This is a genomic window from Pseudomonas sp. PS01301 (assembly GCF_029960215.1).
Classification (GTDB): domain Bacteria; phylum Pseudomonadota; class Gammaproteobacteria; order Pseudomonadales; family Pseudomonadaceae; genus Aquipseudomonas; species Aquipseudomonas coleopterorum.
The window spans coordinates 20,410-32,395 of sequence record NZ_JASCPM010000003.1 but is presented as its reverse complement, the minus strand read 5'-3'; the positions used below and the strand labels follow the sequence as shown (position 1 = coordinate 32,395).

Sequence of the window (11,986 nt, the reverse complement as noted above, 5' to 3'; positions counted from 1 at the left end):
GACGAAACGTCAGGGGGATTGCGGCGAGCGATTTGAGTATGCATAATTGGCCTCAGATTTTGTTGTGTTGGAAAAGCCGCCCTGCCAGGCGGTTTTTTTTCGTCTGCAGTTTTTCACTGGTTAAATCAACAGCCCCTTAGAGCGACTAGTGACTCGGCCATCTCACGCGCAGAATTCACCTAATGCTCAAGCGGCAGTCACATGACTTGCAGCTTGAGCAGGCGCGCTACGGCCTCAAGGGCCTCATACGTTTCGACGTCGTAGCGGGACTTGATCTCCTGATCTTTCAGATGGCGGGGCTCGTCGTAAATGTGGTGCTCCTTGTGGCTGATGAGGAGGTTTAAGCGGCGGATTTCTGCGAGGGAAACGGACGCTGCTCTTGAGCAGAGAGGCTCCCGTCTTCGTTGAAGGTGACCACGACGTCACGTCCTACCCGGATCGCTTTGCTAAGTGCACCCTGGGTGCAGCCGAGCATTTGCGCAGCCTTGGTATGGCCGTGTTCTTTGGCGAATTCTGCAAGCGGGATACGGCGCATGGCGGCGTCCTCTAGGCGTTGGACCGGCGCCAGTATGACCGCCGGTATTGCTGCCAGTCAATACCGGCGATATTGGTCTATGGAATACCGTAGGTAATATGATTTGCCGATGAAAAAAGACTCTCGACGACTGCCGCTTGCCGACTGGCAACTGGACGACAGCGACCGCCTGAAGGAAATCTTTCAGAAAAAGCGCGCTGGGTTAAAGCTCACCCAGGAAAAGCTGGCTGAAGGGCTAGGTGACGGAGTTACCCAAGGCGCTATCAGCCACTTTATGAACAGGCGCACTGCGCTTAGCATGAAGGCCGTAGCGGTATTTGCGAAAATGCTTGATGTGAGCATTCGCGAGATAAGTCCAACGCTCGCGCGCCAGTTCGAAGAGCTCGGGCTCTCGGATCCATCAGATCGAGAGGCAGAGCCTGCGCGGGAGAATCGCGGTGCCGTGAATACTCCTTTTCCTGCTGGTGATGATACTGAGGCAGCGGAACACAAATACGCGCACATTCCGCAATACACGGCTAAAGCTGCAGCGGGGATGGGCTACGAGAACCTTCACGTCGAGTCGTTCGCTACCCTTGCCTTCAAGCGTGACTGGCTGAAGGCCAAGGGCGCCAAACCCGAGAGCCTGATGATTATCTACGCGGATGGCGAGAGTATGTGGCCAACGATCGATGACCACGACGTGCTTCTGGTGGATACGTCCAAGACGGAGCCAGTGGACGGCCAGGTGTTCGTGCTGGCAAGTAATGATAAGGGGGCCATCGTCAAACGACTGGTCCAGTCGCCTTTGGGTAGCTGGATCATCCGAAGCGACAACGAGGACAAGACCGAACATGGGGACCTGGTCCTCACCCGTAGCGATGTGAATGAGCACAGGATCATTGGGCGGGTGATCTGGCGGGGCGGGGATCTGTAGGAACGACACGCGGTTCTTGGCGGAGGGGCTGTATGTGTGGCGTGGGGAGCCGATGTAGCCGCCGACTCGGTTTTCCTTTGGCAAGACGAGCGCATGATGCGACCAGATGAAGCCGCATAATGCCGCTTAATTGAGCGTTTAATTAACGAAAAGAACATTCAAAAACATCAAAAGGATTTGCAATGCCAACTTTCAGCCTAACGAAGCTAAGCATCAGTGAACCGCCATTCAGAAAACTAAAAAAGATTGAATTCGAATTTGCACCACGCATAACCTTGATTGCGGGACATAACGGCATAGGGAAATCCACTATACTTGCTCTAGTAGCAAATGGATCAGGCCTGACTGATTCCGACCACAGCAGCTACACAGGGAAAACCTTCCAAGGTAACCTGAACGAAATCATCCACCTTGACTACGATTCAGAGTTTGCAGAAAAAAAGCTGGCCAATACCCTACCGCGACCAGTACTGGAATATTCGCTAGACGGAGAGAACTTCAAAAAGAGATGCGCGCTGACTAAAAGAACAGTACCTGCTACCGAAAGCAAGGCAGAGCGACTCGAGGCCAGGGTTGTCCCAAGAAATATCCCATTGAAGGATTATGAGCTTCCTGGTACCTCTATAGTAATAGGAAGCTCCTCAAAGGTGCCGATCCCGACTATTTATCTTGGCATGACAAGGATGCTTCCTATAGGCGAAAGTGATCCAGAGATGGTGGAGAACTCTCCTGATACGGCAATCCATCCTCTTGATATAGACTTTATAACTACTTTTGTGAATGGTGTTATTGGAGTAAGTGCAAAGAATAGTGCTACAAAATCTATCACAACCCAATCCATCAAAGGCACCAACAAGACCACCAAGCATCCTGCTTACAGCCATAGCCCGAAGACTGTCTCCTTAGGCCAAGATAGCTTGAGCGCCATAGCCACAGCGCTTGCCTCCTTCCAAAAGCTGAAGCGGGAATGGGACGACTATCCGGGCGGCCTTCTGGTGATAGACGAGCTTGACGCTGGGTTTCATCCCCACGCCCAGCAAAAGCTAATAAAAAGCATAGGAAATACGGCAAAAAAACTCAACATCCAAGTAGTTGCTACAACGCATTCGCTGTGCTTGATTGAAGCGATCCATCCCGATGCGAACCCTATAGGTGTCAAGGGCACATATGTTGACAAAGTGATATATGTAAGGGACACAAATCACCCGAAGATCAAGGACTCATCACTGCAGTCGATCAAGGATGACATGAATTTAACGCCTCCAAAGCCACTGCCTAAACCAGAGACAAAATATCTAAAGGTATATCTGGAAGACGCCGAAGCGAATCGCTTTATCAAAGCTCTGATAACTAGGCGTGTACAGAACAGAGTAAAGGAAGCATGCGGCGCACTTCTGAAGCCAATACCTATTAGCGTCGGATGCGAAAACCTCCAAGGGCTGCAGCAATTTGATCCTCACTTTAAAACAGTGCTGATAGCGGTCGATGCCGATTCTAAGGTTCGCACAGGTTCCGGAAGAAAAAAGATTAAAAATGTAGTGAAGCTTCCTGGCGGCTCGGACGCCGCTGGTCGAGGCTTCAATCCAGAACGAACAATATATGAGTTCGTAAAAGAACTTATCGAAACCGAGGAGAATTACACGGCATCCAGAGAATACCTAGAAAGCCTCGGGGTAACCAGCGACCAGCTATATAATCACCTTATTGACGGAGACGTTAATATAACTAAGCGCGAGTCCTCCAAAAGCTGGATGAAAGCACGCTTGGAAATTATAGACGACTGGAACCTCATAGGCCTATGGCTAGCTGAAAACCCAGAGAAAGTCAAAGCGTTCGAGGAGGAGCTGCTGGCGGCTGCGGTGGCGACCGCAAAACTCACATTTTGAGGGCTGGCCAAGTATACTGCGCGGCGCTAAAGTGAGGCTTGCGAGCCTCAGAGGATGATTGAATGTACTCCAATAAACTATACAGCCCCCTTAGGTACCCAGGTGGGAAGGCTCGGTTCGCACCATTCATCTCCGAAGTGATGCGAGCCAACGGTCTGGATGGCGGCCACTATCTTGAGCCTTTCGCGGGCGGAGCTGGAGTCGCCCTTGAGCTTTTGTTCGACGGCCACGCAGCTCACGCCCATATCAACGACCTTGACCCGGCGGTCTACGCATTTTGGAGCGCAGCGACCACTGAGCCAGAGAGTATGTTAAAGCTGCTGCATGACACGCCGATCACGATGAATCAGTGGCATTACTGGCGCTCTGTAATGCTTGTCCAAGATCAGGATTTGTCGGTAGCTGAGCGTGGGTTCGCGACCCTGTTCGTGAACCGGACCAATCGCTCTGGCATCCTAAAAGGCGGCGTAATTGGGGGAAAAACCCAAACTGGCGCGTACAAGCTAGATGCCAGGTTCAGTAAGGAGATGATCTCGGCGAGATTGGAACGCATAGCTCTGCACGCCGGGTCGATTTCCGTCTACTGTGAAGATGCTTTTCAGCTCCTAGCCCGAACCCCGGATCTGCTCCCAGAGAAATCGTTGATCTACTTGGATCCGCCTTACTACGTGAAGGGCCGCGGCTTGTACCGAAATTTCTACAAGCACGACGATCACCTTCAGATTGCTCGCCTTCTTCGGTCTCAGGACTTTGAGCGGCCCTGGGTTGTCTCCTATGACAATGCGCCAGAAATATGCGAGATGTACAGTGAGAACGAGGCGCTTACCTACGGCCTTCATTACACTGCCCAGGCTCGCTACGTTGGCGATGAGGTAATGTTCTTCAAGGAGGGCATTACCGTGCCTGATGCTCGGATCCCCAGGGCAACGGTAGCCGCGTAACGGACGCCGGCGCATCGCCGGGCTTTTCGTTTACGCCTCCCTGCCTTACATTGTAGCCCGCCACTGATCGGGCTTTTTTGTGCCCTGCTATTGCCATTTCCGGCCTTCCTTTTTACTGTACATAAATACAGCTATCAGGGAGGACCCAATGGCAAAGCAGAAATCCCAGGCACCAAAATCACCCAGCTCTTATGAGCTCCTTGGCCAGCGCATCCAGCGCGCCATCAATCACCCTCGCTCCCAGCAGCAGAAATCTGCTCTGCTTGAACGATCCGCCAATGATGACCCGGCAGACTGGGATCGTGTCTTGGACGAGATCGCCGAGAACGACAATGTGACGATCGCCCACCGAGACGATGGCAACGTTCAGATATTCTGGACGGTTCCGAAAGAAGACTGACCCAGATCGCCAATGAAGCCCGCCCTGCTGCGGGCTTTTTTGTACCCGATGGAAAATATATGACCTCCGGTATTGACCTATAAACAATACCGGAGGTATTGTTTATCTACCGAGGCGCAACAGCCCCTCTCGGGGCCTCTGCGGAGAGGTCAGCTCTTTAACAATCCGCGCAACACGAACAAAGACGGCACCGCCTCTACGGCGACCGGAGATCAGATAGCCCTGAAAGGCTACCAACGCGAGGCGCACCTCGACGGCTGACTCGAGCGAAAGGCTCAAACCGAGTGAATGACCCGCTATGCGGTGCCAGCAGAAACCAGCCTTCACTGACAGCCCTTCTCGCGAGGGGCTGACGGGAAATCAAACAAAGCAGAAAGGAGCTCCTCATGAGCGGATTCACCAAAGGCCAGGCTGTGATCTACACCAACCCACGCGGCGCCGAAAAGTCCGGCAAATTCGTTCGAGCCGTCAACCTGGGCCATGGCCGAGGCGGCGGCGAGTACTTGGTGGTCGATGTCGACGGCATAGAACTGAGAGGCCGGGCCAGCAAGGTTCGCGCCGCCTGACGATTTACTGAAGCGCCTGGGCGACCGGGCGTTTTGGAAATACGACGGAGAACAGTATGAACAAAGTACTTCGCATAACCCTGCACGGTGAGCTGCAGGTACTCATCGACGCCGACCTATCTGCCTGCATCAGCGAGGCGAACCGGCTCAACGCAGAGCGCGGCTATACCAATGGCGTGCACGTCGTCGAGTTGGAGGACGGACAGCGGATGACAGCGGCTGACTGCAACGCTGCAGCCTGAACCATCCTCCTGCGCATTCAGCGAGTGCGCAGCGGGATGCGAACGATTCTGCACCGCGCAACGCGGCGCCCTGCATCAACCCTCCAACAACCCATACGACCGCATCAGCAGATACCAGGCCACCGTTCACGGTAGGTTTGGTCGCCCGCGCCTGGCATCTGACTAATGCGGTTGCACTACCGAGGACGCCACAGTGGCCGAGCGTACGGAGCAACAACCGCGGCGCGGTTCAAGCCACGCTTGGCCACGGTCTGCGGTTCGGCATTGTTTCAATCTGGCCCACGGCCATATCGAGGACGCAAGGCGGTTCAGGGATCGGCGTGACCACAAGTACGCGGAGATGTCGCTGGCTGATGCCGCACATGCTCATGGACTTGCGCGCCAGCTGATTCGCAGCATCCGTTCATAACACCACTTCCCAGCCAACATATCGCCGCGGCGTGCACCGCCCAGGCCCAGCCACATCAGAGGCATCAGCATGGACACCATCATCAGCGGCGAATGGAAAGGCCACCTCGGGCGCGGCCTGGCGCCGAAAGAACTGCAGTACTGCATGTCCGTCGCTGCTGGCATGACGGCCAAGGAAATCGCCAAGGTGTTCGGCATCTCGCCGGGCACGGTGAAGAAGCGCCTGGACGTGGCCATGTTCAAACTCGGCGTGCACCGCCGGGCCGCGCTTGTGGCCGAGGCCATGAAGCGCCAGATCATCTCACCTTTGTGCTTCGTGCTCGCTGGTCTTATCGCGATGCACTCGGTGGTCGATGATCAGTCAATCCGCCGTGACCGCCGCGCGCCGGATCGCCGAGTTGCAGAGATGCGGGTAGCGCGCCGGGCGGAGGGTTACGCATATGCGATTTAAGCGAGTGGCGCACCTTGTGGCCAATAGGCAGATCGACACCTCACGAGCGCTTCCTATTGCTCAGTTCGCCTCGAGTCTTTTGCGGATCGCTACCACAACGATCCTTTTGGCCATTCACGTGACATCGCTTCTGCTGACGGCCGGAAGCTCCAAATAAATCTGTTGGTGCTGCTGCCAATTCACAGCAGCGTACGGATGGAGGGTTGAGCCATGAAGCCATAAATCAGCGCCCGCCCAGGGCAGCACGCACCGCTCTCGTAGGGTGGTACCACTTGAGCGCAAAGCCCGGCATGTCCGGGCTTTTCTTTGCCCGTCGATATGAGCCAGCACCCTGCCCCAGGGTCCTGACCAATGCCTTCAGACAAGGAGAAAGACATGCACGCAGCCATGCATCAGCGCGTAACCGTCCTTGAGGCGTGTCGCGCTCGAATGAGCACCACCACCGTCGACCTCTACAACCGCATCGGGAGACGCTCCCCAGTGCAGCAGTTTCGCTATCAGATCGTAGGTAAGGGCCCAGGCGCGTTCCAAATCACCGAGCGCTCGACCGGCCAAGTAGTTGGCGAGCGGAACACTTGGAAAGAAGCGAGCAAATTCGCTGAGGAGATGGAATTGAAAGCCAACGCCAGGGCGCTGATCGAAGGCTCAGGGTTCGAATCTTGAAGCATTTCACCAAAAGAGTAAGTCAGCGACGGCGTCTGGCTTGGCTGGACATACCTGCGAGCGGACTGCATGCAAAAGATCACTCGAAACCACACGAATCATCGCTGCGGTGCCAGCCACCAGCGGGCAAAGCTCACCACTGAACAAGTATCCGCCATGCGCGCCGAGTACGAAGCGGGCGTTGGTGGTTACGAATATCTGGCGGCCAAGTACGGCTGCGGTGTTTCCACTGCTCGGGACATCGTGAAGTACCGCACTCGCTGGGCTAGCTGAACATCATCGCCTGGAGACACGTAATGCCTACACCCACAGATACCGCCGAGTTCCTCGAGGAATTGAACGGCGGCGCTTTTGCCAGCCAGATCGGCCATGCCCTGTCCGAAGTCGCCTCGGGCGTCGTCGACCACGGCAAGGCCGGGAAACTGGTCATCACCCTGGACTTCAGCCAGATCGGCGAATCCCACCAGGTGAAGATCAAGCACAAGCTCGACTACAAGGTGCCCACCAAGCGCGGTACCCGGAGCGAGAACACCAGCCTGGACACGCCCATGCACGTCGGTACCGGCGGCAAGATCTCACTGTTCCAGGAGAAGCACGGCCAACTGTTCAGCCGTGACGAAGCCCCCATCAAACCTCGCACCTGATCCCAGCAAGGAACTGAAGAATGTCCCTCACCAAAGAAGCAATCCAGCTCATCACCGACACCGCGCTGGCCGCCGCCGGCAAAACCCTCGACGCGAAGACGCCCATCGTGGTGCTGCCGAACGAATACCAGGTTGTAGCGCTGGAGAAGTGGCAGGCCGGGCGCAGCCGCTTCCGTGGCATCTACTCCACGCACTCGCTGGCGGACTTCAGCGCCTATGTGGCAGATCGGTCTATCAAGACCGCCAAGGGCTTCATTGACCAGGATCAGATGACCTGCATCCTACTTTTCAACCTGGGCGACGATACGAACCCTGGCCACGCAGATGACCGCGCGGTGCTGAAGCTGAAGCCATCCGCCGGCTACAAGGCAGCACAAGAAATCGGCGGCCGCGCTATGTCCCAGAAAGACCTCAGCGACTGGATCGAGGACTGGCACCAATACCTGACGCCTATCGACGCTGAAGGTGTCGCCATCCCCGTCGCAAAGGCCATCGCCGCTGTACGCACCATCACAGTAAAGGCTACCAGCGAATCGGAGACTACCGTTGGCGAGACCAGCGCCAGCCGCAGCGCAATGGACCAGATCGAAGCACGCAGTAAGGAAACCCTGCCGACCGCGCTGATGTTCAACGTTATTCCGTTCGAAGGTCTGACCGAGCAGCAGATTCAGTTGCGTATCTCGGTGATCACCAGCGGCTCTCAACCGGTCCTGAAGTTGCGCTGGCTCGGTGAGGAAGTACAGCGTGAGGACATTGCTCAGGAGTTCAAGTCGGTCCTGCAGCAACAAGTAGGGGCCAATGCAACACTGGCGTTGGGTGCGTTTGACGCAAAGTAAGCCGATAATAACTTCCGGGGGGATTACCCCTCGGATGCTTGCAGTGTCACGCCATTATATCGATATTTACTTGCACGGCATAGGTTCGCCCGGACGCCACATTCGACTTCTAGGCTCGCCTACCTTAAGAGAAAGCTCAGCGAAATACTTTGCAATACGTACACTTCCCTCATCCGAACCCGGCCAAAGCATAGGGATGGAGGAGTTGGTCAAACGTTCACAAAATGTGATGTAGGCCAAGAGCAGAAAAACCCTGACATAATTAGCCGGGGAGGCAAAATCGCTCCTTAGCAAATGTAGTATCAAATGCCGATTAAAACTATCCGGGGCGACATAACTCGGTTTATACAAAACCTCCTTAAAAAAAATTCTAAATGCATTGATCACATCGCACTGTGGATTCACATGTGAAAAAAAATCTAAGCTCACGTTGTCGGCGCTTGACGAACCCGGATATACACTTACACCAGGAGCTTGGCTTTCTCCGTGCTTTATGATCATTTCACCGAGACGCCTCCCAAACTCTTCAGTTCTGATATTCGAATCTGAGTGCCCCAAATTGATCTCTTGAACGTTTCTCAATCCACCTTCAATAACAGGTAATAGCGCCATTATTGCGACATGATCCATCTCCATAAAATATGCTTCGACGCTCTCATAAATGATTTGTATGTAGGGACTGAGCGCGTGACTGTTTTCAAAATATCTGCGCATGTAAACAGAAGCTACCGCCGGGGTAAATATTTTCGCGAGCCACAGGTCTGCTGCCGCCCCCCCTGCTTTTTGAACACTGTGAATCTGAGACTCCATATCTCCAAACCCCATAAAAAGCGGTAGGGGTATTTTGCTTTCTAAGGCACGCATCTGGCTCGTCGTAACCCTCCCAAGCGTTTTATTCAGACAAGACACACTTCTAGTTGGCACAAACGCTTGCTCTCCGAGCCCCTCAATTAAAAAACCAGTAACTGCTCCAAATCGGTAGGACCGGAACTCAAAATTTAACCCTCGCTTCGCAAACATAGAAGCAATAATCTCTTCCGAGACGAACTCCTGTTTGTACAACGACTTAAGCGCTTCTTTGAGCATACCGCCTCACCTTTCTTGGCTTCTAAATCTCACATTATTAATACCCCAATAACTTGGCCCGCGCCAGACAGGCAAGGACTTTTCATGTCTGCAAATCAGAAGAAACACCCGCTCGACTTCAAAACCCAGTACGGCCTTGGCTTCGATCCGCAAGACGATGAGATCGTGGTGGATTTCTTCTGCGGTGGCGGCGGCGCTGGTACCGGGCTGGAAATGGGCCTGGGTCGCGCAGTGACTGTCGCCAAGAACCATAACCCCGCGGCCATCAGCATGCACACCGTCAACCACCCGGCGGCCAGGCACTACACCAACGACGTGTTCGAGGGTGACCCCGACCAGGAATGCGGCGGGCGCGCGGTCGGCTGGTTCCACATGAGCCCCGATTGCACGCACCACAGCCAGGCCGCCGGCGGCCAGCCGCGCAAGCGTGAAATCCGCAACCTGTCGTGGATCGGTCTGAAATGGGCCGGCAAGAAGCGGCCCCGGGTGATCAGCCTGGAGAACGTGAAGCAGATCCTGCAGTGGGGCCCGCTGATCGCCAAGCGCGACAAAGTCACCGGGCGGGTGATGAAGCTGGGCGGCCAGGTCGCTGCGCCGGGCGAGGTTGTGCCGGTACACCAGCAGTTCTTGGTACCGGATCCCAAGCGCCGCGGCACGACCTGGCGCCGGTTCGTGGCGCTGCTGGAAGGCATGGGCTATGCGATCGAGTGGCGGGTGATCAAAGCCTGCGACTTCGGCGCGCCCACCAGTCGCGAACGGCTGTTCATGATTGCCCGATGCGATGGCCAGCCCATCGTGTGGCCAGAGCCAACGCACGCTCGCAAGCCCGCCAAGGGCCAACAGAAGTGGCGCACTGCCGCCGACTGCATCGACTGGTCGGTGCCGAGCAAAAGCATCTTCGGTCGCAAGAAGGACCTGGCCCCGGCCACCCTGCGCCGGGTTGCCAAGGGCATGAAGAAATTCGTCATCGACAGCGCCAACCCATTCATCGTCCCAATCGCGAACTGGTCCGGCGAGCTCGCCCAGTCTGCTCATGAGCCACTGCGCACGGTGACGTCGTGGCCGCGCGGCGGATCATTCGCCATGGCCAGCCCAATCATCGCGCCAGCCACCCACCAGGGTAGCGACCGGGTCAACGATCCGATCGAGCCCTTGCCCACTGTGACATGCGCCAACCGGGGCGAACTGACGTTGATCAGCCCGGTGATGGTCACCGCAGCACATGGTGAAGGCAAGCCGGGTGGCTTTCAGCGATGGGGCCAGGGGACAAAGGACAGTGCGGAACCTCTCTGTACCGTCACTGCATCCGGTGGCCATGCAATTGCTGCGGCCCACCTGGTGAAGTTCCGGTTCGATGATGCGGGCAAAGCGATTGATGAACCTCTGCCAACCATCACCAGCGGCGGCAACTACCAGCGCCCGGCCGGCGCCGCGCATGCCATGGGCGTGTGCACGGCATTCATGGCCCAAATGAACGGCGGATGCAACACCACCGATGCCAAGCCCATGGACGAGCCCATGACCACTGTCACCAATACCGGAAGCCAGCAGCAACTGGTCACCGCCAACCTGGTGCACCTGCGCGGCAATTGCGATGCGCGGGACGCCGCCGACCCACTGCACACGATCAGCGCCGGCGGCACCCATCACGGTCTGGTCACCGCCTTCATGGAACGGCAGTTCGGCGCCAGCGTTGGCCAGTCCATTGCTGAGCCCGCACCGACAATCACGGCCGGTGGTGGGGGCAAGAGCTCGCTGGTGGAGCTGAAGCTGTCGCCCGAGCATGAAGAAGGCGCGCTGCGCGTTGCGGCGTTCCTGATCAGCTACTACGGCACGGAGAATGTCAGCGGCTGCAGCAGCCCGGCGCCTACGATCACGACCAAGGATCGGCTGGCACTTGTGACCGTCATGGTCAAAGGCACCCCCTATGTGATCGTCGACATCTGTCTGCGCATGCTGCAGCCGCATGAGCTGTACCGCGCCCAGGGCTTCCCGGCTGACTACATCATCGATAAAGGCGCAGACGGCCGGAAGTTCACGAAGACCGAGCAGGTGCACATGTGCGGCAACAGCGTGAGCCCTCCGCCGATGGCGGCGCTGGCCCGCGCGAATGATCCATGGCGCGCCGCGGCGCGTGAGGCGGTGGCAGCGTGACCGCCCTGCGCCGCACCACCACACCCCGCGCCAGGCCTATGCCCTGCCTCGAGCTCAACGGGGTATGCGACGAATGCGGCCAATACCGCGCCCACGGAAACCACCGCTCCTGCTCCAAGAAGCGCCAGCAGCGGTATGCACAAGCGAGGAAACAATGAGCCTACTAGCCGCTCAATGCGTCATCGTGTGGCTCTGCCTACAACTTCCCCTGGGCATGATCATTGGCCGCTACATCGCAAGCGCCGACGTCATCGCCAA

Annotated in this window: 14 protein-coding genes; 12 read left to right on the top strand and 2 right to left on the bottom strand. The window is 56.4% G+C overall.

Features of this window, described 5'->3' with window-relative positions; genetic code table 11:
• Positions 1 to 340: 340 nt before the first annotated feature.
• Entirely contained in the window at positions 341 to 535 is a 195-nt protein-coding gene (locus tag QMX89_RS02100; protein ID WP_282346409.1) for a Cro/CI family transcriptional regulator, read from the bottom strand.
• 109 nt (positions 536 to 644) lie between these two features.
• On the opposite strand from QMX89_RS02100, the gene QMX89_RS02095 reads away from it, so the two are divergent.
• The 11 genes from QMX89_RS02095 to QMX89_RS02045 all read left to right on the top strand — a co-directional run bounded on the left by QMX89_RS02095 (position 645) and on the right by QMX89_RS02045 (position 8,488).
• Positions 645 to 1,451, top strand: a complete 807-nt coding sequence (locus QMX89_RS02095) for a LexA family transcriptional regulator (protein WP_282346407.1) — start codon at positions 645 to 647, stop codon at positions 1,449 to 1,451.
• Between the two features lie 182 nt (positions 1,452 to 1,633).
• Positions 1,634 to 3,337: an ATP-binding protein gene (locus QMX89_RS02090; RefSeq protein ID WP_282346405.1), complete on the top strand. Its 1,704-nt coding sequence runs from the start codon at positions 1,634 to 1,636 to the stop codon at positions 3,335 to 3,337.
• Positions 3,338 to 3,399: 62 nt separating this feature from the next.
• Positions 3,400 to 4,278, top strand: a complete 879-nt coding sequence (locus QMX89_RS02085; RefSeq protein ID WP_282346403.1) for a DNA adenine methylase — start codon at positions 3,400 to 3,402, stop codon at positions 4,276 to 4,278.
• Between the two features lie 148 nt (positions 4,279 to 4,426).
• A complete protein-coding gene (locus QMX89_RS02080) occupies positions 4,427 to 4,678 on the top strand; it encodes a DUF1654 domain-containing protein (RefSeq protein WP_282346401.1) in 252 nt (83 codons plus the stop codon).
• Positions 4,679 to 5,064: 386 nt separating this feature from the next.
• Positions 5,065 to 5,244, top strand: a complete 180-nt coding sequence (locus QMX89_RS02075) for a hypothetical protein (protein WP_282346399.1) — start codon at positions 5,065 to 5,067, stop codon at positions 5,242 to 5,244.
• A 56-nt stretch (positions 5,245 to 5,300) separates the two neighbouring features.
• The gene (locus QMX89_RS02070) at positions 5,301 to 5,486 is read left to right on the top strand and encodes a hypothetical protein (protein ID WP_282346397.1); all 186 of its coding nucleotides are present in this window, start codon (positions 5,301 to 5,303) and stop codon (positions 5,484 to 5,486) included.
• 478 nt (positions 5,487 to 5,964) lie between these two features.
• Positions 5,965 to 6,345: a helix-turn-helix transcriptional regulator gene (locus QMX89_RS02065; RefSeq protein WP_282346395.1), complete on the top strand. Its 381-nt coding sequence runs from the start codon at positions 5,965 to 5,967 to the stop codon at positions 6,343 to 6,345.
• A gap of 375 nt (positions 6,346 to 6,720) precedes the next feature.
• Positions 6,721 to 7,008, top strand: coding sequence for a hypothetical protein (locus QMX89_RS02060; protein WP_282346393.1), 288 nt, complete (start codon positions 6,721 to 6,723; stop codon positions 7,006 to 7,008).
• Between the two features lie 69 nt (positions 7,009 to 7,077).
• Positions 7,078 to 7,281, top strand: coding sequence for a hypothetical protein (locus tag QMX89_RS02055; protein ID WP_192057287.1), 204 nt, complete (start codon positions 7,078 to 7,080; stop codon positions 7,279 to 7,281).
• A 23-nt stretch (positions 7,282 to 7,304) separates the two neighbouring features.
• Complete coding sequence (locus tag QMX89_RS02050) at positions 7,305 to 7,652, top strand: hypothetical protein (RefSeq protein ID WP_282346386.1); 348 nt, start codon at positions 7,305 to 7,307, stop codon at positions 7,650 to 7,652.
• 20 nt (positions 7,653 to 7,672) lie between these two features.
• Positions 7,673 to 8,488 carry a DUF2303 family protein gene (locus tag QMX89_RS02045; RefSeq protein ID WP_282346385.1) on the top strand — a complete coding sequence of 272 codons (816 nt, stop codon included), beginning with the start codon at positions 7,673 to 7,675 and terminating at the stop codon, positions 8,486 to 8,488.
• 66 nt (positions 8,489 to 8,554) lie between these two features.
• Here the strand turns inward: QMX89_RS02045 and QMX89_RS02040 are convergent, their stop codons facing one another.
• Positions 8,555 to 9,574 carry a hypothetical protein gene (locus QMX89_RS02040; RefSeq protein WP_282346384.1) on the bottom strand — a complete coding sequence of 340 codons (1,020 nt, stop codon included), beginning with the start codon at positions 9,572 to 9,574 and terminating at the stop codon, positions 8,555 to 8,557.
• Between the two features lie 84 nt (positions 9,575 to 9,658).
• Between QMX89_RS02040 and QMX89_RS02035 the strand changes: the two genes are divergently transcribed.
• On the top strand, positions 9,659 to 11,728 hold the full coding sequence (locus QMX89_RS02035; RefSeq protein WP_282346382.1) for a DNA cytosine methyltransferase: 2,070 nt from the start codon (positions 9,659 to 9,661) through the stop codon (positions 11,726 to 11,728).
• Positions 11,729 to 11,986 lie beyond the last annotated feature (258 nt).

Excerpts from the sequence above, each read along its gene's own strand:
- QMX89_RS02070 (WP_282346397.1), top strand. The coding sequence starts at position 5,301 with ATGAACAAAGTACTTCGCATAACCCTGCACGGTGAGCTGCAGGTACTC.
- QMX89_RS02065 (WP_282346395.1), top strand. The coding sequence starts at position 5,965 with ATGGACACCATCATCAGCGGCGAATGGAAAGGCCACCTCGGGCGCGGC.
- QMX89_RS02045 (WP_282346385.1), top strand. The coding sequence starts at position 7,673 with ATGTCCCTCACCAAAGAAGCAATCCAGCTCATCACCGACACCGCGCTG.
- QMX89_RS02055 (WP_192057287.1), top strand. The coding sequence starts at position 7,078 with ATGCAAAAGATCACTCGAAACCACACGAATCATCGCTGCGGTGCCAGC.
- QMX89_RS02095 (WP_282346407.1), top strand. The coding sequence starts at position 645 with ATGAAAAAAGACTCTCGACGACTGCCGCTTGCCGACTGGCAACTGGAC.
- QMX89_RS02075 (WP_282346399.1), top strand. The coding sequence starts at position 5,065 with ATGAGCGGATTCACCAAAGGCCAGGCTGTGATCTACACCAACCCACGC.
- QMX89_RS02080 (WP_282346401.1), top strand. The coding sequence starts at position 4,427 with ATGGCAAAGCAGAAATCCCAGGCACCAAAATCACCCAGCTCTTATGAG.
- QMX89_RS02085 (WP_282346403.1), top strand. The coding sequence starts at position 3,400 with ATGTACTCCAATAAACTATACAGCCCCCTTAGGTACCCAGGTGGGAAG.
- QMX89_RS02040 (WP_282346384.1), bottom strand. The coding sequence starts at position 9,574 with ATGCTCAAAGAAGCGCTTAAGTCGTTGTACAAACAGGAGTTCGTCTCG.
- QMX89_RS02050 (WP_282346386.1), top strand. The coding sequence starts at position 7,305 with ATGCCTACACCCACAGATACCGCCGAGTTCCTCGAGGAATTGAACGGC.
- QMX89_RS02035 (WP_282346382.1), top strand. The coding sequence starts at position 9,659 with ATGTCTGCAAATCAGAAGAAACACCCGCTCGACTTCAAAACCCAGTAC.
- QMX89_RS02100 (WP_282346409.1), bottom strand. The coding sequence starts at position 535 with ATGCGCCGTATCCCGCTTGCAGAATTCGCCAAAGAACACGGCCATACC.
- QMX89_RS02060 (WP_282346393.1), top strand. The coding sequence starts at position 6,721 with ATGCACGCAGCCATGCATCAGCGCGTAACCGTCCTTGAGGCGTGTCGC.
- QMX89_RS02090 (WP_282346405.1), top strand. The coding sequence starts at position 1,634 with ATGCCAACTTTCAGCCTAACGAAGCTAAGCATCAGTGAACCGCCATTC.